Below are 21,941 nucleotides of genomic sequence, written 5' to 3' on the forward strand. Positions count from 1 at the left end.
GTTTAAGGAGGGGTGTCATGGGTTGTGCTTTGCGACGGTTATGGACCGCGGGTTTCGCCTTGGGGGCGTTGTGCTCGGCGGGGTTTGTACAGGCGGCCAGTTCGGTGCTGATCTGGCCCATCGACCCGGTGCTGGAGGCTGACCAACAGGCCAGCGCGCTGTGGCTGGAGAACCGTGGCACCGAGACCGCCAACTTGCAGATCCGCGTGTTTGCCTGGAGCCAGAACGGTTTCGACGAGCAGTACCAGAACCAGCGCGATGTGATCGGCAGCCCGCCGGTGGCCAAGATTGAGCCGGGCCAGAAGCAACTGGTGCGCCTGACCCGCACCCGGGAGGTACCGCCGGGGCAGGAGTTGGCCTATCGCATCATCATTGACGAAATCCCCTCGGCGCTGCAGGTGCCAGCACCGCCGGAGGGCAAGAACACGGCAGCGGCGATTCGCTTCCAGATGCGTTATTCGGTGCCGCTGTTTGCCTATGGCGCCGGCCTGTGGAGCAAGGACGACGCTACCCGCCAGCGCGACCCCAAGGGCGCGGGCAAGCCGCAGTTGAGTTGGCAGAAGGTCAACGTGGCAGGGCGCAACTACATCGAGGTGCGCAACCAGGGCGCCGTGCATGCGCGGCTTACCGATGCGTCATTCAAACAGGGCGGGCAGACCCGGCCGTTGGTGGACGGTTTGCTCGGCTATGTGCTGCCGGGCGCGAGCATGCGCTGGCCGGTGCCGGATGCCGTATCGGCCGACCAGCCGTTGCAGGTACGCGTCAACGGCGCGCCGCAACTGGAGAGCCTGGCGCCCACGCGATAGCCGTTATGTAGCGCAACGGGCACACGCCCGGGTTTTAACAGGATGGAGATGTCCATTGAAGGACACAACGCCATGGTGAGTCGTGGTTGGGCTCGGGTTTTATGGCCGTCGGTGGCAGTGGCAAGCGGGCTGTGGGGCGCAGCGATGGCGGGCGACCTGCCGCCGCCGCCCGGCAGCATGGAGGCAGTTGCCGATGCACAGCTGTTTCTGGAACTGGTGGTCAACCAGATGGACACCGGCCGCGTCATCGCGGTCGAGCAGCGCGCCGGCCAGCTGTTTGTGCCGGCCAGCGCGTTGCAGGACGTGGGCATGAAACTGCCCGGTGAGCCCGTCGGCAGTGTGGCCCTGGACCAGGTGCCGGGCCTGCACAGCGACTACGACAGCAACGGCCAGCGCCTGCTGCTGGATGTGCCGCCCTCCTGGCTGCAGGAACAGTTCATCGGCAACCGCAATACCTATCCGCGTACCCAGGCCATGAGCAGCTTTGGCGCCTTGCTCAACTATGACGTGTATTTCAATGACACCGACGATGGCGGCAGTTACCTCGCGGCCTGGAACGAAGTACGGCTGTTCGACACCTGGGGCACTCTGTCCAACACCGGGCAACTGCGCCAGACCCTGTCCGATGGAATCAGCGGCGGCACCCTCGACAATGGTTACCGACGTTACGACACCACCTGGCGTTTTTCCGACGATGAGCGCCTGCTGACCTACGAGGCCGGCGACGTGATCAGTGGCGCGCTGCCCTGGAGTAGCTCGGTGCGCCTGGGCGGGGTGCAAATGTCCCGGGATTTTGCCGTGCGCCCCGACCTGGTCACGTACCCCTTGCCGCAGTTTGCCGGTGAGGCGGCGGTGCCCTCGTCGGTGGACCTGTTTATCAACGGCTACAAATCCGACAGCGCGCGACTGCAACCCGGCCCCTACACCCTGACCAACATCCCATTCATCAACGGTGCCGGCGAGGCCGTGGTGGTCACCACCGATGCCTTGGGCCGCCAAGTGTCGACCACGGTACCGTTCTACGTCACCAGCACTTTGCTGCAACAAGGCTTGACGGATTTTTCGCTGGCCGCCGGTACTTTGCGCCGTGACTACACCCTACGGGACTTCGGCTACGGACCGGGCGTGGCCAGTGGCACGTTCCGCTATGGCTATTCCGATAACCTGACCCTGGAGAGCCACGCCGAAGCCTCCAGCGACCTGAGCCTCGGCGGGCTCGGCGGCAACCTGCGCCTGGGCAACTTCGGCGTGCTCAATACCGCCCTCAGCCAGAGCCAGTTCGACAGCCGCACGGGCCAGCAACTGAGCCTCGGTTACCAGTACAACAGCACGCGCTACAGCTTTATGTACCAACGGGTGGAACGTCGCGACGACTACGCCGACCTGACCCTGGTCGACACCCCTTACGCCAGCCTCAGCAAGCGCAGCGAGCAGGTGACCCTGAGCCTCAACCTCCAACGTTTCGGTAGCCTGGGCCTGGGCTATTTCGACGTGCAGGCGGCGGACGACTCGCGCACGCGCCTGCTCAACCTGAGCTGGAGCAAACCGTTGTGGCGCAACACCAGCTTTTATCTGTCAGCCAACCGCGAAATCGGTGACAGCAACTGGGCCATGCAGGCGCAACTGGTCATCCCGTTCGACCTCAACGGCAGCCTGGCCTTGAGCACCGAGCGCAGCAAGGATGGCGCCAGTCGCCAGCGCATCAACTACAGCCGCGCGGTGCCCAGCGAAGGCGGGGTGGGCTACAACCTCGGCTATGCCCAGGGCGATGCCCCCAGCTATCGACAGGCCGACCTGACCTGGCGCTTGCAGTCGGTGCAGTTGCAGGCCGGCGTGTACGGCAGCAGTGAGGCCATGACGCGCTGGGCCGATGCCAGCGGCTCGCTGGTGTGGATGGGCGGCGAAACCTTTGCCGCCAACCGCATCAATGACGCCTTTGTGGTAGTGAGCACCCAGGGCTTTGCCGGGATTCCGGTGCGCTACGAAAACCAGCTGGTGGGCCAGACCGACCGCAACGGCCATTTGCTGGTGCCGTGGAGCAGTGCCTATTACCGCGGCAAATACGAGATCGACCCCCTGAACCTGCCGGCGAATGTGCAAAGCCCCAATGTTGAGCAGCGCGTATCGGTACGCCGTGGCAGCGGTTACTTGCTGGAATTCCCCCTGCGCCGGGTGCTCGCTGCAAGCATCACTCTGGTGGACCGCCAGCATCAGGAGTTGCCGCTGGGCAGCCTGGTAGTGCACGAGCAAAGCAACACCCAGGCGGTGGTCGGCTGGGATGGCCTGGTGTATCTGGAAAACCTCAGCGCGCACAACACCTTGCAGGTCACCCTCGGTGAGGGCCGCACCTGCCAGACGACATTCGATATTGATGAACAGCAACAGGACGTGCCCTTGATCGGGTCATTAGTGTGCCAATGAGGCATCGAACAGGGAGTGTTCAGGTGAGGGGCAGCGTAGGGTTATATGGCGTAGGTTTGTTGTTTTGCGGGCAGGCGATGGCGGCGTGTTCGGTGGTGTCCACCGTGCCGGCCAGTTTCGGCTCAATCAGCTCGATGACGGTGCGCACCGCCGCGCAAACCAGCTCTACGACTAATTCGGGGTTGAGTTGCACCTCGGCGTTGATATCGCTGCTGGTGTCCACCGACCACTTTTACGCCACGATCACCTCGCCCCAGAGCGGCATGGTCGGGCCGACCGGTGATGTGATCAGCTACACGATTTATGGCAACAACAGCACCAGCTATCCCATCACCCGTGGCAGCCAATTCGATTTCGGCGGCGCTGGCGGCATCGCCCAGAGCATTGGCCTGATCGCAGGGCCCGGCGCGAAAACCGTACCGCTGTACCTGAGCAGCATCACCGGCAGCAACGTCGCCGCCGGGGTGTACACCGAGACACTGAGCATCGCCTGGGTGTGGAATTATTGCTCGGGGATCGGCCTTGGCGGCATTTGCCTGGGACGTGACACCGGCAGTGGCACGGCGTCCCTGACCGTCAGCATGACAGTGACCAACGACTGCCAGATCACCGCCCCGAATATCAGCTTCGGCAGCGCGCCGGTGGTCAGTGGTTTTACCGCGGTGAGCGGGCAGACCATCAACATCGCCTGCACCAAGGGCAGCGCCTATACCGTGGGCTTGAGCGATGGCCAGAACCCGGTGAGTGTCGGCGGCCGGCGGCGCATGGTTTCCGGCGGCAATTACCTGGCCTATGACATTTTCAAAAGCGCCGGCACCACGCGTTGGGGCAGTGTCGGCGCGGCGCGGCGGGCCAGCTCCACGGCCGAGGTCAACCCCGGAAACGGCTTGGGCAATGGCAGCCAGGTGTACAACTACAACGCCAAGGTCTACACCGATCAGCCCACCCCACCAGCCGGCACCTATCTGGATAATGTGGTGCTGGACGTCGGTTTCTAGAATGGCGTCTGCAACGCGGCGGCCTGATCCACCGGGCTGACCATCGCATAGTTGTAGCCGCCGCCCGACCAGTAGTCGGCCTGCAAGCCATCGGCACTGCGGCTGCCGCGAGGCAGGAAACCGTTGTTCGGGCCCGGCGGGCGGATGTAGAAGCTGATGCGCCGGCCTTGGGCGTCCTGGTACAGCACCATGGCTGCCGCGCCTTGGTCGGTGGTGAGCAGGCGCCCGCTGACCGGCTTGAAACCGGCTTGGCTCAGGTCGGGCAGTCGATGGGCCTGGTTGAAATAACGGTCGAGCCAGGCCTGCATGGTGCCGCGGTCCTGGGCGTTGTAGTCGGCGGGCATGATGCCGTCCTGGGCAAACAGGCGATAGGCCTGCATGGCGTCGGTCATCGGCAACAGCGGCGGCTGGGTGGCTTCACGGGCGTGCCAACCGCCAACCCCGCCGAGGCTCACGGCGATCAGCAACAACGCCGCCGTGGCCAGGTGCCGACGGGACTGTTTCTTGATGCGCTGGCGAATCAGCGCCGGGTCCAGTGCCGGGTTGTGCGGCTGTTGCAGGGCGCCGCTCAATGACGCACGCAGCAGCTGCGCATCCTGTTGCCAGGCCTGTACCTGGGCCGCCACTTCGGGGTGGCTGGCCAGCCAGGTTTCAAGCACACGGCGATCAGTGTCCGGCAATTGGTGATCGACGTAGGCATGTAAATCGCGTTCGCTGGGGGGCAGGCTGATCATTTGAGTCTCCGCAGGGCAGGGCCGGTCATTTCGCCATCGCTGAGTTGACGCAGCGCTTGGCGTGCGCGGGACAGGCGTGACATCACTGTGCCGATGGGCACCTTGAGGATCTCGGCCACTTCCTTGTAGCTCAAGCCCTCGACGGACACCCACAGCAACAGGGCGCGCTGTTCGGTGTTCAGTTGGTCGAAGGCTTGCAAGGTGGATTGGGCCAGCACCGTGCGTTCCACCGAAGGTTGCACGTCATCGCGGCCGGTGAAGAATTCGAGCATGCGTGCATAGCGGCGGTTGCGGCGGTGGGCGTCGAGGAACTGGCGGTAGAGGATCGAAAACAGCCAGGCGCGCAAATCGCCCTCGATACGTTTATCGGCCCAGGCGACGATGGCGCGCTCCAGGGTCGATTGCACCAGGTCATCGGCGCTGCTGCTGTTGCGCGTCAGGGACACGGCAAAACGCCGCAACCTGGGAATGAGTTCACGTAACTGTTCGTCGAGTTCATGCATGGGCGTCTGGCTGGTCACTACGCTGGGACTAGAGAGACGTCCGGCGTTGAAGGTTATTCCCCGTCCCGCAAAATAAATCCAGGGCCTGGGAATAGAGCCAATCGGCGTTCGTCTTAATGCTCCGACCTTATGTTTCAGCCTGAGGCCTCTGGCCCTGGAGTTCCTGCATGGTAGATCACTCATCACCCCCCCGTCCTCCATTGAGCACTGCGAGCCTGATCGCACGACTTGCCGGCATCGGTGCCGTGGTTGCGGTTGTTGCCGGGGCATTTGCCTACGTCAATGGCACGCTCGACCCACAACGCCTGCGGCCAAAAACCTTGGTCAATGCCCTGGAAACCAATAACGGCGTGCATCCGGGCTTTCGCCGTAACCATGCCAAGGGCGTATGCGTGGCGGGTTATTTCGAGAGCAGTACCGAGGCCCGTGCCTATTCCAACGCCCAGGTGTTCAGCGAGGCCAAGACTCCGATCATCGGCCGCTTTGCCTTGCCCAGCGGCAACCCCTACGCGCCGGACAGCAGTGTGCCGATTCGCAGTTTCGCCGTGCAGTTCAGCCAGGCCAACGGCCAGCAATGGCGTACGGGGATGAACAGCATGCCGGTGTTCCCGGTGGGCACGCCCGAGGCGTTCTACCAGTTGCTCAAGGCCGGCGCGCCAGACCCGGCCACCGGCAAGCCGAACCCGTCAAGCATGCCGGCGTTTTTTGCCGCACACCCGGAAACAGCGCCATTCCTGGCCTGGGTCAAGACCGCCAAGCCATCGGCCAGTTATGCGACTGAAACCTATAACGGCATCAACGCGTTTTACCTGGTGGCTGCCGATGGTACGCGCCAGGCCGTGCGTTGGGAGGTGGTGCCCCAGAGCCAGGACGCGGCGGGTGATACCGCACCTGCTGGCAGTGACTTCCTCGAGCAGGACTTGGTGCGACGCCTGGCCGCCGGGCCATTGCGTTGGCAGTTGAACATGACCCTGGCCAACCCCGGCGACCCGCTGGACGACGCAAGCAAGACCTGGACCGGCGCGCACAAGGTCCTCAACGCCGGCACGTTGGTGCTGCAAAGCAGCCAGCCCCAGGCAGATGGTGATTGCCGCGATATCAACTTTGACCCGCTGATTCTGCCCAGTGGTATCCAAGCCTCCAACGACCCCTTGCTGGCCGCCCGTTCGGCCGCGTATGCCAGTTCGTACCTGCGCCGCGCTGGTGAAGTCAGCCCGTTGCACAGCGCCCCTCAGGAGTCGAAGCCATGAATGCTCAACCACGGTTCTTTGCGCCCTTGGCGCGCGTGTTGCACTGGCTGATGGCGTTGATGATCATCGCCATGCTGTTTATCGGCGCGGGTCTGGCGGCGTCGGTGTCGGAGCGCCATGAGTGGCTGATCCACCTGCACAAGCCGCTGGGCATTGCGATTCTGGCGCTGGTGATCGTGCGCCTGGCGGTGCGTTTCTCGACGCGCCAACCGCCGTTGCCAGCGGATTTACCGGTGTGGCAAAGGCTCGCAGCCAAGGCTTCCCATGTGCTGTTGTACGCGTTGATGCTGGTGTTGCCGCTGCTGGGTTGGGCGATGATTTCAGCGGCTGGCGACCCGGTGATGCTCAGCAGTAACCTGCAACTGCCCGCACTGGTGGGGGCGAATGCGCCGTTGTTCGCGCTGTTGCGCAAGGCTCACGGCTACCTGGCCTATCTGCTGTTTCTCACCGTGCTGGTGCATCTGGCGGCCGCGTTGTTCCACGGTTTGATCCGCCGCGACGGTGTCTTGCAAAGCATGACCGGCAGCAAGGATTGACCGCTCTTGTGGCGAGCGAGCTTGCTCGCGCTGGGCTGCGAAGCAGCCCCAAAACAGCCTGCTCGGTGTGTCAGGTGATCCGGCAGTGATTTTCATGGGGCCGCTATGCGGCCCAGCGCGAGCAAGCTCGCTCGCCACAAAGAGCTCGCCTCGGGGGTTAGCGCAAACGCCCAACGATATCAGCGACGCTGCTCAACACGTCCTTGCCCAACTGTTTTGAACGATCGCCTGACCAGCCAGTTCGCAGGTTGGGCGCGTCGTCGTTGTCCTTGAAGGGCATTTCCAGGGTCAGGGACAGGCAGTCGTATTTTTCTCCTACCGCGTTGCAGGCCAGGGTCATGTTGGCTTGGCCGGGCAGGTCGCGGGTGTAGCCGTGGGTGGTCTGGAAGTCTCGTGTCAGGTGGCTCAAATGGCTGCGGAAGTGTTTTTCCAGGGCTTCGATACGCGGGGTGTAGCCAGGGTTGCCTTCGCAGCCGGCGGTGAACACGTAGGGGATTTCTTCATCGCCGTGGATGTCGAGGAACATATCCACGCCGTACTTTTCCATCTGTTGCTGGACGAACAGGACCTCGGGGCTGAGTTCCTGGCTGGCGCTTTGCCAGGCGCGGTTCAGGTCCTGGCCCATGGCGTTGGTGCGCAGGTGGCCGTGGAAGGCGCCATCCGGGTTCATGTTTGGTACCAGGTACAGATCGGCAACGGCCAGCAGTTTTTTCAGTTCGTCGTCGCCGTCCTTTTGCAGGCGCTCAATCACGCCCTCCATAAACCATTCGGCCATGTGCTCACCGGGATGCTGCTGGGCGATGATCCACACCTTGCGCCGGCCCTCGATTCCTTTGCCTCGGCGCAGCAGTTGAATATCGCGGCCTTCAGCGCTCTTGCCGGTGGCCAGCAGGGTGACCCCGGCGTACTTCAGGGCTTGCTCGATCAGCCAGTCGTGGCGTTCACGGCTATAGGGCTCGAAGTAGGCAAACCAGGCGTGCTTTTCCCGGGTCTGGAGGTTGATGTGCAGGATCTCGCCATCAAAGCGCGTCGGTACCCGGAACCAGTTGATATGGTCGTAGGACGCCACGGCGTTGTAGCCGCTCCAGGCATGCTTGTAGGACGAGCGCCCTGCGTTGCTCAAGCGAAAGGTATGGGTGTGTCCCACGTGCATGCCTTCGGCCTTGAAGTGGAACCATTGGTAGTGATCGCTGCGGGTATCGGGTTTGATTGCCAGCAACAAGTGATAAGCGTCGCTGGCATCCAGGACCTGGATATTGCCGCTGTCGAAGTCGGTGCTGATCTTGATGGAGGTCAAGGCCACGGTCATAGTCTGGTTGCCTGAATATGAGTGATGTGGCGGCTATCTTACACAGGCGTTCGGTAAAACCAGGATGCAAAAATTGTTGCAGGGGAGGGGGCGTCATCCGTGACGCCGCCGCAGCTTAGAGTCTATGAGATTGATTCTCAAGCGCTAATTCGCAGAGATACGCGCTAGAGCACTCGGACGACTTTCTTTGGGCGATAGTCTTTTGCTACCATGCGCGCCATCAAGCAACACACAGTCTTCATTAGCCTGAAGCCATGCCAGGAAAACTGGCAAAAAAAAGACCCGGCCAAAGAGCCGGGTCAAAAACCGTGATTAGCCTGATGAGGAGATATTCCAAGAGTCCGACCTAAGGTCTCTTGGTCTATCGACTGATCTCGCGATCAGCTGAGCCCAATAATAATCATTATCATTTGCAAGTCAAATGTTTTTATCCGTGGGATAGAAATATTTTTCTTTCATGCCTGCTAAGCGTTTGCCGCCGCTCCTGGCGCTTGCAACGACCGCTCCACCATCGCCTTCGCCATATCGATCAAATACACCACCGAAAACGCCAGGTCGCGCTGGTTGCCCTGATGGCTGCACGCCGACTCGTAGGCGGTTGCCGCTGCACTGCGCAACAGGTCCGAGGCGTGTATCAGGGCCTCCTCCTGGCTGACTTCGGGTTTGATCGCGAACATGGCCCCGTCCGAATCCGGCGTCGACCGATTTTCTTTCAAGTAGTAGTCCAGTGCGCGCTGGGCCGCGCCACTGTTGCACATGTCGTTTACTTCAGTCAGTTCGGGCGTTGGGTACGTGCGGGTCGTCATAAGCGGCAATACTCCGGTGGGTGTCGAAATCCTTGGGCTTGATGATAGTACGTATCGTATTCCTGTCGTTTTATGGATTACTACAAACTGTTTATTGCCCGCAAAAACGGGCGCCGTATTGTGATGCGCCATGGATAACTGGATAGCGTTGGTCAAGGCCAACATGAAAGACCGCAAGGTCACGCAGGATGAACTGGCGCGGCGCCTGGGCATGTCCCAGGGCGGCGTCGGCCATTGGCTCAATAAACGCCGTGTGCCGAGCCTGGCGGACATGAACCGTGTGCTCGCCGAACTGGGGTTGGGGTATTTGGAGGTGGCGCTGGAGATTCGTGAACGGGCCGCGCAAGTGCCGGAACTGGACCCCCACTACAATCCGTATTTCCGCTACCCGGTCAGCGACTGGAAGCAGGCCTGCGAGCTGCGTGAGGAGCGTGCGCCTTATAGAACCGAGCGCTACGAATTGACCGATTACCACGCCCGAGGCGAGGCATTCTGGTTGCCGGTGACGGGAGACGCCATGACCGCCCCCACGGGTATGAGTATTGCGGCTGGCATGATGATCCTGGTTGACCCGGCCATCGCACCCGAGCCCGGCAGGCTGGTGGTGGCCCAATGGGCCGGTAACCCCCAGGCCACCTTTCGCCAATTGCAGGAAGAAAGCGGCCAGCACTACCTGGTGCCGCTCAACCCCACTTACCCCAAGGTGCTGCTCAGCGACGGCTGCCGCCTCCTGGGTGTGGTGGTGCAAGCCACGGCGAAGTTCTAGTCGGCCGTTTCAAGCTCCACCAGCGCGCTGCCTTCGGCTACCATTTCACCTTCCTGGCAGAACAGCGCCTTGACCACCCCGGCGTGGGGCGCACGGATGCTGTGCTCCATCTTCATGGCTTCGAGCACCACCAGTTGAGTACCAGCCTCAACGGTTTGGCCCACCTCCACGAGCACCCGCACGATGCTGCCGTTCATGGGGGCGGTGAGGCCGCCCTGATGGGATTGATTGGCCTCGACCGCCGCAATCGGGTCGAACAGGCTGACGGCATGCATCTCGCCGTCCCAACGCAGGTACAGGCTGCCTTCACTGCGCACCGCCAGATGAGCACGGCGCACGCCCTGATGTTCAGTCAGCAACTGTTCGCCGCATAACTGAGACGGTTGCCCGGTCAGTGTCACCAACCGATCCTGCCCATTGCAGCTCAGGTGCAGCGACACCTCGGCAGGCAGGCCCGCGCGAAAGCCCTGGTGACTTGCCCAAGGCCCGTCACCCACCGGCAAGCTCTGCATAAACGCCGAGCCCGCCGCTTGCCAGAACTCATCGCTCAAGGCTCCTGGCGTCGGCAACAGCTCACCCTGATAGCGCGGGATAAACCCGGTATCCAACTCGGCCGCGGCAAACGCAGGGTGCCCGATGATGCGCCGCAAAAAGCCCAGGTTGGTCTTGAGCCCGCCGACCGCAAACTCATCCAGCATGCTTAATAAGCGCAGGCGCGCCTGTTCGCGGTCTTCACCCCAGGCAATCAACTTGCCGAGCATCGGGTCGTAGAAGGGCGACACGCTGTCGCCTTGCTCGACGCCGCTATCCACCCGGCGTCCAGGGCCCGGGCTGGACTCGCGGTACAGCGCCAGGTGCCCGGTGGCCGGCAGAAAGTCATTGGCCGGGTCTTCGGCATACAGCCGCACTTCAATTGCATGACCGTTCAACGCGACCTGCTCTTGCGTGATCGGCAGCGCCTCGCCCTGGGCAACCCGGATCTGCCAGGCCACCAGGTCGAGGCCGGTAATCGCTTCGGTCACCGGATGCTCCACCTGCAGCCGCGTGTTCATCTCCATGAAGAAAAACTCGCCACGGGCATCCAGCAAAAACTCCACCGTACCTGCGCCGACATACCCGATGGCCTGGGCAGCGCGCACGGCCGCTTCGCCCATGGCCCGGCGCTGCTCGACACTCAAGCCGGGTGCCGGGGCTTCTTCCACGACCTTTTGATGACGACGCTGGATCGAGCAGTCGCGTTCATTGAGGTACAAGCAATGACCCTGCTGGTCGGCAAACACTTGGATCTCGACATGCCGCGGCTTGAGCAGGTATTTCTCCACCAGCATCTGCCCGTTGCCGAACGACGACAGCGCCTCACGCTGGGCGGAAGCCAGGGCTTCGGCCAGTTGGCTGACGTCCTCGACCACTTTCATGCCCTTGCCACCGCCACCCGCCGTGGCCTTGAGCAGCACCGGGTAGCCGATACGCTCACAGGCGGCGCGGAAGGTCTCCAGGTCCTGGGCCTCGCCGTGATAACCCGGCACAAGGGGTACGCCAGCCGTTTCCATCAAGGCCTTGGCCGCGGATTTGCTGCCCATGGCGTCGATTGCCGAGGCGGGCGGGCCGAGGAAGATCAAGCCTGCCGCCTCGATGGCCCGGGCGAAGCCGGCGTTTTCCGAGAGGAAGCCGTAGCCGGGGTGAATCGCCTGGGCGCCGCTGGCGTGGGCGGCGGCAATCAGCTTGTCGATTTGCAGGTAACTATCGGTGGCCTTGCTGCCGCCCAGGTCGACGCGGATATCGGCTTCACGGCTATGGCGGGCATCGCGGTCGATGGCGCTGTGCACAGCCACGGTGGTCAACCCCATGGCCTTGGCGGTACGCATGACCCGGCAGGCGATTTCGCCACGGTTGGCCACCAGAACGGTGTTGAGTGTGCTCATGAACGCGGCTCCTGGGTTTGCCAACTTGGCGCACGTTTTTGCAGAAATGCACGCAAACCTTCCTGGCCCTCGGCGCTCACCCGGATGCGCGCAATGGCGTTTTCGCAATAGCGGCGCAGCGCGGGGGTGAGGGCACCGTTGCCCACTTCGCGCAGCAAATCCTTACTGGCACGCATGGCCGCCGGGCTGTTTTGCAGCAGGTTGGTGACCCACTGGTCCACCTGTTGATCCAGGCTCTCGGCAGGATAACTTTCCGCCAGCAAGCCGATCTCCCGTGCGCGTTGGCCGCCGAACCGCTCGGCTGTGAGTGCATAACGACGGGCAGCGCGTTCGCCGATGGCCTGCACCACGAACGGGCTGATCACCGCCGGCGCCAGGCCGATACGCACTTCCGACAGGCAGAACTGCGCGTCGTCGGCACCGATGGCCATGTCACAGCAGCTGATCAGGCCCAGCGCGCCCCCGTAGGCCGCACCTTGCACCACCGCCAGCGTGGGGATTTTCAGTTTGGACAGGTTGTACATCAGCTCTGCCAGTTCCCGGGCGTCGTCCAGGTTGGTGTGGTAGTCCAGCTCGGCCGATTGCTGCATCCAGGCCAGGTCGGCACCGGCGCTGAAGTGCTTGCCACGCCCGCGCAGTACCAGGAAGCGCAGGGACGGGTCGCCTTGTACGCGGTCAAGAGCCAGGATCAATTCGCGGATCATCTCGGCGTTGAACGCGTTGTTCTTGGCTTCGCGGCTGAGCCACAGCGTGGCAAAGCCACGGCGGTCAGTGATCAGTTCGAGGGTGTTGAAGTCGCTCATGCAAGGAGCTCCATGATAATGAGAGGCCTCCTGTAGGAGCGAGCTTGTTGTGGCGAGCAAGTTTGCTTGCGCTGGGGTGCGCAGCGCCCCCAAAAAAGCCGGGACTGTTGCGCAGTCAGCGGGAGCAAGCTCCCTCGCCACAACAGGCGCGCTCCTACAGGTTACATGCGGAACACGCCGAAGCGGCTCGGCTCGATGGGGGCGTTCAGTGCGGCGGACAAGGCCAGGGCCAGCACGTCACGGGTCTGCAGCGGGTCGATCACGCCGTCATCCCACAAGCGCGCGCTGGAGTAGTAGGGATGGCCCTGGGTTTCATACTGGTCGAGGATCGGCTGCTTGATCGCGGCTTCCTCCTCGGCACTGAAACCGTTGCCGGCGCGCTCAGCCTGTTCGCGCTTGACCTGCGCCAACACCCCGGCGGCCTGTTCGGCCCCCATCACGCCAATGCGTGCGTTGGGCCACATCCACAAAAAGCGCGGGTCGTAGGCGCGGCCACACATCCCATAGTTACCCGCACCAAAGCTGCCACCGATGATCACGGTGAATTTCGGCACCTTGGCGCACGCCACGGCGGTGACCAGCTTGGCGCCGTGCTTGGCAATGCCGCCGGCTTCGTACTTCTGGCCGACCATGAAGCCGGTGATGTTTTGCAGGAACAGCAGTGGAATCCCGCGCTGGCAGGCCAGTTCGATAAAGTGCGCGCCTTTTTGCGCGGCTTCGGCGAAGAGGATGCCGTTGTTGGCCAGGATCGCTATCGGGTAGCCATGCAAGTGCGCAAAGCCGCACACCAGGGTCGTGCCGAACAGGGCCTTGAACTCATCGAACACCGAGCCGTCCACCAGCCGTGCGATGACTTCGCGCACATCAAAGGGTTGCTTGGCATCCGCCGGGATCACGCCGTACAACTCTTCGCTGCTGTACAGCGGCGCCACCGGCGAGCGTTGCAGCAGCTCACCCTGCTTGCGCCAATTGAGGTTGGCCACGCTGCGCCGTGCCAGCGCCAGGGCGTGCTCATCGCTGTCGGCATAGTGGTCGGCCACGCCGGAGACCTTGCAATGCACATCGGCACCGCCCAGGTCTTCGGCGCTCACCACTTCACCGGTGGCGGCCTTCACCAGCGGCGGGCCGGCGAGGAAGATGGTGGCTTGCTGGCGCACCATGATCGCTTCGTCAGCCATGGCCGGCACGTAGGCACCGCCGGCGGTACACGAGCCCATCACCACGGCAATCTGGGGAATGCCCTGGGCGCTCATATTGGCTTGGTTGAAAAAGATTCGCCCGAAGTGCTCGCGGTCTGGGAACACCTCGTCCTGGCGCGGCAGGTTGGCGCCACCGGAGTCCACCAGGTAGATACACGGCAGGCGGTTCTGCTCGGCGATGGTCTGGGCGCGCAGGTGTTTTTTAACGGTCAGTGGGTAATAGGAGCCGCCTTTGACCGTGGCATCGTTGGCCACGATCATGCATTCGACGCCTTCCACCCGGCCGATGCCGGCAATCACCCCGGCAGCCGGGACGTCTTCGCCATACACCTGGTGGGCGGCCAGTTGGCTCAGCTCGAGAAACGGCGAGCCCGGGTCGAGCAGACGGTTGATACGCTCGCGGGGCAACAGTTTGCCGCGTGAGGTGTGGCGTTCCTGGGCCTTGGCGCCGCCACCTTGATGGACGTGGGCGAGCAGGCTGTGCAGGGCGTCGACCTGTTCAAGCATCGCCGCGCGGTTGGCGGCGAATTCCGCCGAGCGCGGGTTGAGCTGGGTGTGCAAGGTGGCCATGGGCGTGCTCCTTCAGCGGGTTTCGTTGAACAGTTCGCGACCGATCAACATCCGCCGAATCTCACTGGTGCCCGCACCAATTTCGTAGAGCTTGGCGTCACGCAGCAGGCGCCCGGCGGGGAATTCATTGATATAGCCATTGCCGCCCAGAATCTGGATTGCATCCAGGGCCATTTGCGTGGCGCGCTCGGCGCTGTAGAGGATCACGCCCGCAGCGTCCTTGCGCGTGGTCTCGCCGCGTTCACACGCCTGGGCCACCGCGTAGAGGTAAGCGCGGCTGGCGTTGAGCTGGGTGTACATATCGGCGACCTTGCCCTGGATCAACTGGAATTCGCCGATGCTCTGGCCGAACTGCTTGCGGTCGTGGATGTAGGGCACGATCAAGTCCATGCATGCCTGCATGATCCCGGTAGGGCCACCGGAAAGCACCACGCGCTCGTAGTCCAGGCCGCTCATCAACACTTTCACGCCGCCATTGAGCACGCCGAGGATGTTTTCTTCGGGCACCTCGACGTCGTCGAAAAACAGCTCGCAGGTGTTGGAGCCGCGCATGCCCAGCTTGTCGAATTTATTGCTGCGGCTGAAGCCTTTCCAGTCGCGCTCGACGATGAAGGCGGTGATGCCGTGAGGGCCTTTTTCCAGGTCGGTCTTGGCGTAGATCACATAGGTGTTGGCGTCCGGGCCGTTGGTGATCCAGGTCTTGCTGCCATTGAGTACGTAATGGTCGTCGCGCTTGTCGGCGCGCAGTTTCATCGACACTACGTCGGAACCGGCATTCGGCTCGCTCATGGCCAAGGCGCCGATGTGCTCGCCGCTGATCAGCTTGGGCAGGTACTTGAGTTTTTGTGCGTGGTTGCCGTTGCGGTTGATCTGGTTGACGCACAGGTTGGAGTGCGCCCCGTAGGACAACGCCACCGAGGCCGAGCCACGGCTGATTTCTTCCATGCTCACCACATGGGCCAGATAACCGAGGCCGGCACCGCCGTATTCCTCGGGCACGGTGATGCCCAGCAGGCCCATGTCGCCGAACTTGCGCCACAGGTCGGCGGGGAACAGGTTGTCGATGTCGATCTGGGCCGCGCGCGGTGCGATCTCCTTGGCCACGAAGGACTGCACCTGGTCGCGCAGCATGTCGATGGTCTCGCCGAGGGCGAAGTTCAGGGACGGGTAACTCATGGACAGGCACCTTAATGTGAGCTTTGTTGTTGTGTGGGCAGGGCGCGAGAGGAGGGCGCTCACCTTTACGTTAACGTAAGCTTGCGTTGCGGCGCTGTCAATCGTAGTTTACGTATACGTCAACCTACAAAAAAGATAACAGGGGTCGTTATGGATCAACCGAACCAGAGTTACAGCCGTGGCTCCCAGGACAAGGCCTTGCTGGCCATGACCATTGGCCAGGCATTCGATCACACCGTTGCGCAGTATCCAGACAGCGAAGCCTTGGTGGTGCGCCACCAGCAGCGGCGCTACACCTGGCGGCAGCTGGCCGAGACAGTTGAGCTGCACGCCCGCGCATTCATCGCCCTGGGCATGCAAACCGGCGACCGCCTGGGGATCTGGGCGCCTAACTGTGCCGAGTGGCTGATCTGCCAGGTGGCGAGCGCCAAGCTCGGGGTGATCCTGGTCAATATCAACCCGGCCTATCGCAGCAGTGAATTGGACTACGTGCTCAAACAATCCGGCTGCCAATGGCTGGTATGCGCCGGTTCGTTCAAAAGCTCCGATTACCACGCCATGCTCCAGGCATTGAAACCCGAGCTGCGCGGCCTCATCAGCCTGGACCCCAGCCCGCCGCCGGAATTCATGCCCTGGTCGCAGTTGGCGGCGCTTGGCGCAGGCGTGCCGCCCGAGCACCTGCACAGCCGCCAGGCCAGCCTGCATTTCGATCAACCCGTGAATATCCAGTACACCTCCGGCACCACCGGCTTCCCCAAGGGCGCCACCCTCAGTCACCACAACATCCTCAATAACGGTTACATGGTCGGTGAAAGCCTGGGCCTGACGGCAGGGGACCGCCTGGTGATCCCAGTGCCGCTGTACCACTGCTTCGGCATGGTCATGGGCAACCTCGGTTGTATCACTCACGGCACCACCATGATCTACCCCAATGACGGCTTCGACCCGTTGCTGACGCTGAGCGCCGTCGCCGAAGAACAAGCCACCGGCTTATATGGCGTGCCGACCATGTTTATCGCGCTGCTCGATCACCCACGCCGGGCCGAGTTCGAGGTGTCCAGCCTGCGCACCGGGATCATGGCCGGGGCGACATGCCCGATCGAGGTGATGCGTCGGGTCATCCATGAGCTGCACATGGCAGAGGTGCAGATTGCCTATGGCATGACTGAAACCAGCCCGGTGTCGCTGCAGACCGGCGCAGATGACGATATCGAACGGCGTGTCACCACGGTGGGCCGCACCCAACCGCAACTGGAAACCAAGATTGTCGACGAGGCCGGTAACACCGTGGCCCGTGGCGTGATCGGTGAACTGTGCACCCGCGGCTACAGCGTGATGCTGGGTTACTGGAACAACCCTGACGGCACTCGCGAGTCCATCGATGAGGCCGGCTGGATGCACACCGGCGACCTGGCGACCATGGATGAGCAGGGTTACGTGTGCATCGCCGGGCGTAACAAGGACATGATCATTCGCGGTGGCGAGAACGTTTACCCGCGGGAGCTGGAAGAGTTTTTCTTTACTCATCCGGCCGTGGCGGACGTGCAGATCGTTGGCATCCCGGATGAACGTTATGGCGAAGAGATTGTTGCCTGGATCAAGTTTCATCCCGGTCAAGTGGCCAACGAGCTGGAGTTGTTGAGCTGGTGCAAGGACCGCATCGCCCATTTCAAGACGCCCAGGCATTTCAAATTCGTGGATGAGTTTCCGATGACAGTCACGGGCAAGATCCAGAAGTTTCGCATGCGCGAGATTTCCATCCAGGAGCTGCAAGCGCGCTGACAACGTCAACCCCCTGTGGGAGCTGACTTGCCTGCGATGGCGGCCTGACTGCCGGCCCACATCTACCTGATACCCCGCGAACCTGCTGCGCCACCAAAATAGTTAAACCCAGAAAGCACAAAGGGGACCCGAAGGTCCCCTTTAATTTGTCGTTGCGTGCTCTTTTCTTATTATTGAGGGGCGGCCTGTTGTTGTTTTTGGTAGCCGTGGCCCGTACCGCTTTTTTGGCGACCCCCATCCGGGGTCAAGAGCAAACGTATTTTTTTGAACGCTGACCTGCTTCTTCGTAAACGATCCAACCAGTGGGTAGCTACCTGAGGTAGTTTTATTTTTCTCTATCCGGTTGCGGGTTGCGGCATGCCGTACCCTGGGAAGCACATCTTCTCCAAAAAAATCTGTTAGCTGCGTCTCTGCCGTGTTGTTTTTGTTATGTCAGAGTCGTTTCGTCTTATTTTTATTAGGTTTGGCGCTTTTTATTCTTGTTATGCCATAGAGATAGCAGAAGGCGTGCCAACTTTTTAAAAGCCTTTAAAATCAACGAGTTGGTTTTTTGTCAGTATTTTCTTTCAGTTTGCACGGCGGATTTTGTTCCCGCGTTACCCGTTATGCCGGTGTGCGGTAACACATTGTCACAGCTGTGCTACTCACCTGCGTTACGCACCTTCGCCACGCGGGAACCCGTAGGCCGTCCCAGCACCTGGCTGATCTGCTGGCCGGCGCCAATCAAGCGTTCCAGGTCGATACCCGTGTCGATACCCAGGCCGTTGAGCAGGTACAGCACGTCCTCGGTGGCGACGTTACCGCTGGCGCCCTTGGCGTAGGGGCAGCCGCCCAGGCCTGCGATAGAGCTGTCGAACACCGTGATGCCCTCCAGCAGGCTGGCATAGATGTTGGCGATGGCCTGCCCGTAGGTGTCGTGGAAGTGCCCGGCCAGCTTGTCCCGTGGCACTTGCGCGCCGACCACTTCGAACAGGCGCCGGGTAGCGCCCGCCGTGCCGGTACCGATCGTGTCGCCCAAGGACACTTCATAGCAGCCCATGGCATACAGCTCGCGGGCGACGGCCGCCACTTGCTCCGGGGCGATATCGCCTTCATAGGGGCAACCCAGTACACAGGACACATAGCCGCGCACGCTGACGCCGTGCTGCTTGGCGGCGGCCATGATCGGTGCGAAGCGCTCCAGGCTCTCGCTGATGGAACAATTGATATTGCGCTGGGAGAACGCCTCGGACGCCGCCGCAAACACCGCGACTTCCTTGACCCCGGCCGCCAGCGCATCCTCGAACCCGCGCAGGTTCGGTGCCAGTGCGCCATAGGTCACGCCGGGCTTGCGCTGGATCTGCGCAAATACCTCGGCTGAACCTGCCATTTGCGGCACCCATTTGGGCGAGACAAAACTACCGACTTCGATATAGCTCAAGCCAGCGGCGCTCAAGGCGTCTACCAATCGGACTTTATCCGCCACGCTGATGGGCTGGGCTTCGTTCTGCAAACCGTCGCGCGGGCCGACTTCAACCAGGCGTACGTGGGAAGGGAGGGACATGGCAGTTACCTTCTGGTCAATGGCCGGCTTGGCTGATGGTCTGCGCCAGGGCCTGGGTGCAACGCTCTTCAGCGGTGTCCAGTTCCAGCTTCATCTGTTCGATATCCAGCAGTTGCTGCTCCAACTGTTCACGGCGTTCGGCGATCTTGGCCAGCATGCTGTTGAGTTGGATCTGGTTGCCGCCGGTGGGGTCGTAGAGTTCGATCAGTTCGCGGCATTCGGCCAGGGAGAAGCCGATGCGCTTGCCACGCAGGATCAGCTTGAGGCTGACCTTGTCCCGCGCCGAGTAAATGCGCTCCTGGCCCCGACGTTCGGGGGCCAGCAGGCCTTGTTCTTCATAGAAACGAATGGCGCGGGTGGTGATGTCGAGCTCGCGGGCGAGGTCGGAGATGCTGTAGGTGGTGCTCATGGCGGTGCTCAAGGAAGTCTTGGCGCTAAGCTAATTGCAGGTTGACGTAAACGTCAAGGCTGCTGGGCTTTCTTTTCCTGGGCCGTCACCTGCTGGCACAACTCGATCATCTGTTCACGCATCCAGCGGTTCGCCGGGTCCTGGTCGGTGCTTTCGTGCCAGTACAAATGGGTTTCCACCGGCGGCACGTTGTTGACCGGCAGATGGAACCAGTGCAGTTCATGACGGCGAGCGAAACGCTCGGGCACGGTCATCACCATGTCCGTCTGTTGCAGCACCTGGGAGGCCATCAGGTAATGCTGGGAACGCAGGGCGATCTTGCGCTGAATGCCCATCTTGCCCAAGGCCAGGTCCACATAGCCCAAACCGTTGCGGCGGCTGGAGATATGGATATGGGTCAGCGACAGGTAATCATCCAGGGTGAATTTATCCTTGCCCGCCATCGGGTGGCCCTTGCGCATGGCACACACGTAGCGGTCTTCCATCAGCTTGACGTGACGCACCTGCGGGTCGGTGTTGAGCGGCGCATCCACGGCAAAATCCAGGCGCCCGGCGGCCAGTTCCTTGGTGGTTTCGCGACGTTTGGACAGGAAACTCTCGATCATCACGGTCGGCGCCAGGCGACGCAGGCGCTGGAACAGCAGCGGCAGGATCACGGCCTCGGTCAGGTCGGTCATGCTGATACGGTAGGTCTTGGCCGCCTGCTGCGGGTTGAAGATGCGGCTTTCCTGTACGGACACGCGCAGCAACGATAACGCATTGCGCACCGGGCCGATGATGTTCTGCGCCATGGGCGTGGGCACCATTCCTTGGGCGGTACGCACGAACAGCGGGTCGTTGAAGGTCTCGCGCAACCGCGCCAGGGCGTTGGACACCGCCGGCTGGGTGATACCCACGATCTGGCCGGCGCGGGTCAGGTTGGCTTCGGTGTAAATCGCGTCGAAGACAATAAAGAGGTTGAGGTCGACCTTGCTCAGATTCATTTCGTTGCGCTCTTATTGTGAGGTGCTCATACCCCGATCATATATCGGTGATGAATGTTAATACACGGCGAGAATAGGCTAGGTAAATTATCAGCGCTGTTCTAGCATCGAATGCATGACCTAAACAACCTCTCAGAGAAGGGAGCTGCTCATGGATTTCGCCTATTCGCCCAAGGTTCAGGAACTGCGTGAACGCGTCACTGCGTTCATGGACGCTTATGTCTACCCGGCTGAACCGGTGTTCGAACGCCAAGTCAGCGAAGGTGATCGCTGGCAGCCCACGGCGATCATGGAAGAACTCAAGGCCAAGGCGAAGGCCGAGGGCTTGTGGAACCTGTTTCTGCCGGAATCCGAACTGGGCGCTGGCCTGACCAACCTTGAATACGCACCCTTGGCGGAAATCATGGGCCGCTCGTTGCTCGGCCCGGAGCCATTCAACTGCTCCGCTCCCGACACCGGCAACATGGAAGTGCTGGTGCGCTACGCCAACGAAGAACAGAAACAGCGCTGGCTCGAACCCTTGCTGCGCGGCGAGATTCGCTCGGCTTTTGCCATGACCGAACCGGATGTGGCGTCCTCGGACGCCACCAACATGGCCGCCCGCGCCGAACGCCAGGGCGACGAGTGGGTGATCAACGGCAAGAAGTGGTGGACCTCCGGCGCCTGCGACCCGCGCTGCAAGATCCTGATCTTCATGGGCCTGAGCAACCCCGATGCGCCGCGTCACCAGCAGCACTCGATGATCCTGGTGCCGGTCGATACCCCAGGCGTGAAAATCCTGCGGCCGCTGCCGGTATTCGGTTACGACGATGCGCCCCACGGCCATGCCGAAGTGCTGTTCGACAATGTGCGTGTGCCTTATGAAAACGTGTTGCTGGGCGAAGGCCGTGGCTTCGAAATCGCCCAGGGGCGCCTTGGCCCAGGCCGCATCCACCACTGCATGCGTTCGGTCGGCATGGCCGAACGCGCATTGGAGTTGATGTGCAAACGCTCGGTCAGCCGCACTGCCTTCGGCAAGCCTTTGGCGCGGTTGGGCGGCAATATCGACAAGATCGCCGACTCACGCATGGAAATTGACATGGCGCGCCTGTTGACCTTGAAAGCGGCGTACATGATGGACACCGTGGGTAACAAAGTGGCGAAAAGCGAAATCGCCCAGATCAAGGTGGTGGCACCGAATGTGGCCTTGAAGGTCATCGACCGCGCGATCCAGATGCACGGCGGTGCCGGGGTCTCCAATGATTTTCCGCTGGCCTATATGTACGCCATGCAACGCACCCTGCGCCTGGCCGACGGCCCGGACGAAGTGCACCGTGCGGCGATTGGCAAGTTCGAGATTGGCAAATATGTGCCTCGGGAATTGATGCGCGGCGGGCAGTAACACTGATGATCGTTCCCACGCGTGGGAACGATCTTCAATGATCT

At 61.8% G+C, this 21,941-nt stretch carries 19 protein-coding genes; 8 read left to right on the top strand and 11 right to left on the bottom strand.

Annotated elements, in window-relative coordinates:
• Window positions 1-17 precede the first annotated feature (17 nt).
• The 3 genes from AC1RAC_RS10585 to AC1RAC_RS10595 all read left to right on the top strand — a co-directional run bounded on the left by AC1RAC_RS10585 (window position 18) and on the right by AC1RAC_RS10595 (window position 4,225).
• On the top strand, window positions 18-806 hold the full coding sequence (locus tag AC1RAC_RS10585; protein WP_054897270.1) for a fimbrial biogenesis chaperone: 789 nt from the start codon (window positions 18-20) through the stop codon (window positions 804-806).
• Between the two features lie 72 nt (window positions 807-878).
• Window positions 879-3,227, top strand: a complete 2,349-nt coding sequence (locus AC1RAC_RS10590) for a fimbria/pilus outer membrane usher protein (RefSeq protein ID WP_492616589.1) — start codon at window positions 879-881, stop codon at window positions 3,225-3,227.
• Window positions 3,224-4,225: a Csu type fimbrial protein gene (locus AC1RAC_RS10595; RefSeq protein ID WP_181124783.1), complete on the top strand. Its 1,002-nt coding sequence runs from the start codon at window positions 3,224-3,226 to the stop codon at window positions 4,223-4,225. Before AC1RAC_RS10590 ends, AC1RAC_RS10595 begins: the two co-directional genes overlap by 4 nt.
• Here AC1RAC_RS10595 and AC1RAC_RS10600 read toward each other — a convergent pair.
• Together AC1RAC_RS10600 and AC1RAC_RS10605 are read right to left on the bottom strand one after the other, a co-directional pair.
• Window positions 4,222-4,959 (bottom strand): anti-sigma factor family protein, encoded by a 738-nt coding sequence (locus tag AC1RAC_RS10600; RefSeq protein WP_072446078.1) that lies wholly within the window; start codon window positions 4,957-4,959, stop codon window positions 4,222-4,224. The two genes, AC1RAC_RS10595 and AC1RAC_RS10600, sit on opposite strands and share 4 nt — an antisense overlap.
• Window positions 4,956-5,462, bottom strand: coding sequence for a sigma-70 family RNA polymerase sigma factor (locus AC1RAC_RS10605; protein ID WP_034127925.1), 507 nt, complete (start codon window positions 5,460-5,462; stop codon window positions 4,956-4,958). The genes AC1RAC_RS10600 and AC1RAC_RS10605 overlap by 4 nt, the downstream gene beginning before the upstream one ends.
• 167 nt (window positions 5,463-5,629) lie before the next feature.
• Here AC1RAC_RS10605 and AC1RAC_RS10610 point away from each other — a divergent pair, with 167 nt between their 5' ends.
• The gene (locus AC1RAC_RS10610; protein ID WP_054917334.1) at window positions 5,630-6,712 is read left to right on the top strand and encodes a catalase family peroxidase; all 1,083 of its coding nucleotides are present in this window, start codon (window positions 5,630-5,632) and stop codon (window positions 6,710-6,712) included.
• Window positions 6,709-7,248: a cytochrome b gene (locus AC1RAC_RS10615; RefSeq protein ID WP_032896571.1), complete on the top strand. Its 540-nt coding sequence runs from the start codon at window positions 6,709-6,711 to the stop codon at window positions 7,246-7,248. The genes AC1RAC_RS10610 and AC1RAC_RS10615 overlap by 4 nt, the downstream gene beginning before the upstream one ends.
• 157 nt (window positions 7,249-7,405) lie before the next feature.
• Here AC1RAC_RS10615 and AC1RAC_RS10620 read toward each other — a convergent pair whose 3' ends face one another.
• Window positions 7,406-8,557, bottom strand: coding sequence for a M14 family metallopeptidase (locus AC1RAC_RS10620; RefSeq protein ID WP_492616558.1), 1,152 nt, complete (start codon window positions 8,555-8,557; stop codon window positions 7,406-7,408).
• 464 nt (window positions 8,558-9,021) lie between these two features.
• Window positions 9,022-9,363 carry a DUF6124 family protein gene (locus AC1RAC_RS10625; protein ID WP_492616559.1) on the bottom strand — a complete coding sequence of 114 codons (342 nt, stop codon included), beginning with the start codon at window positions 9,361-9,363 and terminating at the stop codon, window positions 9,022-9,024.
• A gap of 130 nt (window positions 9,364-9,493) precedes the next feature.
• Here AC1RAC_RS10625 and AC1RAC_RS10630 point away from each other — a divergent pair, with 130 nt between their 5' ends.
• A complete protein-coding gene (locus tag AC1RAC_RS10630) occupies window positions 9,494-10,129 on the top strand; it encodes a LexA family protein (protein WP_054897276.1) in 636 nt (211 codons plus the stop codon).
• On the opposite strand, the gene AC1RAC_RS10635 is transcribed toward AC1RAC_RS10630, so the two are convergent.
• From AC1RAC_RS10635 to AC1RAC_RS10650, 4 genes are all read right to left on the bottom strand, one after another.
• Window positions 10,126-12,051: an acetyl/propionyl/methylcrotonyl-CoA carboxylase subunit alpha gene (locus AC1RAC_RS10635; RefSeq protein WP_057974932.1), complete on the bottom strand. Its 1,926-nt coding sequence runs from the start codon at window positions 12,049-12,051 to the stop codon at window positions 10,126-10,128. The two genes, AC1RAC_RS10630 and AC1RAC_RS10635, sit on opposite strands and share 4 nt — an antisense overlap.
• The gene (locus tag AC1RAC_RS10640; protein WP_034127920.1) at window positions 12,048-12,854 is read right to left on the bottom strand and encodes a gamma-carboxygeranoyl-CoA hydratase; all 807 of its coding nucleotides are present in this window, start codon (window positions 12,852-12,854) and stop codon (window positions 12,048-12,050) included. Before AC1RAC_RS10640 ends, AC1RAC_RS10635 begins: the two co-directional genes overlap by 4 nt.
• A 161-nt stretch (window positions 12,855-13,015) precedes the next feature.
• A complete protein-coding gene (locus AC1RAC_RS10645; protein WP_127880722.1) occupies window positions 13,016-14,623 on the bottom strand; it encodes a carboxyl transferase domain-containing protein in 1,608 nt (535 codons plus the stop codon).
• Window positions 14,624-14,635: 12 nt separating this feature from the next.
• A complete protein-coding gene (locus AC1RAC_RS10650; RefSeq protein WP_054897279.1) occupies window positions 14,636-15,799 on the bottom strand; it encodes an isovaleryl-CoA dehydrogenase in 1,164 nt (387 codons plus the stop codon).
• Between the two features lie 150 nt (window positions 15,800-15,949).
• Between AC1RAC_RS10650 and AC1RAC_RS10655 the strand changes: the two genes are divergently transcribed.
• Window positions 15,950-17,581 (top strand): AMP-binding protein, encoded by a 1,632-nt coding sequence (locus AC1RAC_RS10655; protein WP_492616560.1) that lies wholly within the window; start codon window positions 15,950-15,952, stop codon window positions 17,579-17,581.
• A gap of 640 nt (window positions 17,582-18,221) precedes the next feature.
• On the opposite strand, the gene AC1RAC_RS10660 is transcribed toward AC1RAC_RS10655, so the two are convergent.
• Genes AC1RAC_RS10660 through AC1RAC_RS10670 form a run of 3 tightly spaced genes read right to left on the bottom strand, consistent with a single transcriptional unit; the run spans window position 18,222 to window position 20,516 of the window.
• A complete protein-coding gene (locus tag AC1RAC_RS10660; protein ID WP_034127916.1) occupies window positions 18,222-19,124 on the bottom strand; it encodes a hydroxymethylglutaryl-CoA lyase in 903 nt (300 codons plus the stop codon).
• 16 nt (window positions 19,125-19,140) lie between these two features.
• The gene (locus AC1RAC_RS10665) at window positions 19,141-19,533 is read right to left on the bottom strand and encodes a MerR family transcriptional regulator (RefSeq protein ID WP_003192195.1); all 393 of its coding nucleotides are present in this window, start codon (window positions 19,531-19,533) and stop codon (window positions 19,141-19,143) included.
• Between the two features lie 53 nt (window positions 19,534-19,586).
• The gene (locus tag AC1RAC_RS10670) at window positions 19,587-20,516 is read right to left on the bottom strand and encodes a LysR family transcriptional regulator (RefSeq protein ID WP_492616561.1); all 930 of its coding nucleotides are present in this window, start codon (window positions 20,514-20,516) and stop codon (window positions 19,587-19,589) included.
• 151 nt (window positions 20,517-20,667) lie between these two features.
• Between AC1RAC_RS10670 and AC1RAC_RS10675 the strand changes: the two genes are divergently transcribed.
• On the top strand, window positions 20,668-21,897 hold the full coding sequence (locus tag AC1RAC_RS10675) for an acyl-CoA dehydrogenase (protein ID WP_034127914.1): 1,230 nt from the start codon (window positions 20,668-20,670) through the stop codon (window positions 21,895-21,897).
• The last annotated feature ends 44 nt before the right edge of the window (window positions 21,898-21,941 follow it).

Source organism: Pseudomonas sp. GW823-FHT02F05 (assembly GCF_058797315.1).

Excerpts from the sequence above, each read along its gene's own strand:
- AC1RAC_RS10585 (WP_054897270.1), top strand. The coding sequence starts at position 18 with ATGGGTTGTGCTTTGCGACGGTTATGGACCGCGGGTTTCGCCTTGGGG.
- AC1RAC_RS10590 (WP_492616589.1), top strand. The coding sequence starts at position 879 with ATGGTGAGTCGTGGTTGGGCTCGGGTTTTATGGCCGTCGGTGGCAGTG.
- AC1RAC_RS10595 (WP_181124783.1), top strand. The coding sequence starts at position 3,224 with ATGAGGCATCGAACAGGGAGTGTTCAGGTGAGGGGCAGCGTAGGGTTA.
- AC1RAC_RS10600 (WP_072446078.1), bottom strand. The coding sequence starts at position 4,959 with ATGATCAGCCTGCCCCCCAGCGAACGCGATTTACATGCCTACGTCGAT.
- AC1RAC_RS10605 (WP_034127925.1), bottom strand. The coding sequence starts at position 5,462 with ATGCATGAACTCGACGAACAGTTACGTGAACTCATTCCCAGGTTGCGG.
- AC1RAC_RS10610 (WP_054917334.1), top strand. The coding sequence starts at position 5,630 with ATGGTAGATCACTCATCACCCCCCCGTCCTCCATTGAGCACTGCGAGC.
- AC1RAC_RS10615 (WP_032896571.1), top strand. The coding sequence starts at position 6,709 with ATGAATGCTCAACCACGGTTCTTTGCGCCCTTGGCGCGCGTGTTGCAC.
- AC1RAC_RS10620 (WP_492616558.1), bottom strand. The coding sequence starts at position 8,557 with ATGACCGTGGCCTTGACCTCCATCAAGATCAGCACCGACTTCGACAGC.
- AC1RAC_RS10625 (WP_492616559.1), bottom strand. The coding sequence starts at position 9,363 with ATGACGACCCGCACGTACCCAACGCCCGAACTGACTGAAGTAAACGAC.
- AC1RAC_RS10630 (WP_054897276.1), top strand. The coding sequence starts at position 9,494 with ATGGATAACTGGATAGCGTTGGTCAAGGCCAACATGAAAGACCGCAAG.
- AC1RAC_RS10635 (WP_057974932.1), bottom strand. The coding sequence starts at position 12,051 with ATGAGCACACTCAACACCGTTCTGGTGGCCAACCGTGGCGAAATCGCC.
- AC1RAC_RS10640 (WP_034127920.1), bottom strand. The coding sequence starts at position 12,854 with ATGAGCGACTTCAACACCCTCGAACTGATCACTGACCGCCGTGGCTTT.
- AC1RAC_RS10645 (WP_127880722.1), bottom strand. The coding sequence starts at position 14,623 with ATGGCCACCTTGCACACCCAGCTCAACCCGCGCTCGGCGGAATTCGCC.
- AC1RAC_RS10650 (WP_054897279.1), bottom strand. The coding sequence starts at position 15,799 with ATGAGTTACCCGTCCCTGAACTTCGCCCTCGGCGAGACCATCGACATG.
- AC1RAC_RS10655 (WP_492616560.1), top strand. The coding sequence starts at position 15,950 with ATGGATCAACCGAACCAGAGTTACAGCCGTGGCTCCCAGGACAAGGCC.
- AC1RAC_RS10660 (WP_034127916.1), bottom strand. The coding sequence starts at position 19,124 with ATGTCCCTCCCTTCCCACGTACGCCTGGTTGAAGTCGGCCCGCGCGAC.
- AC1RAC_RS10665 (WP_003192195.1), bottom strand. The coding sequence starts at position 19,533 with ATGAGCACCACCTACAGCATCTCCGACCTCGCCCGCGAGCTCGACATC.
- AC1RAC_RS10670 (WP_492616561.1), bottom strand. The coding sequence starts at position 20,516 with ATGAATCTGAGCAAGGTCGACCTCAACCTCTTTATTGTCTTCGACGCG.
- AC1RAC_RS10675 (WP_034127914.1), top strand. The coding sequence starts at position 20,668 with ATGGATTTCGCCTATTCGCCCAAGGTTCAGGAACTGCGTGAACGCGTC.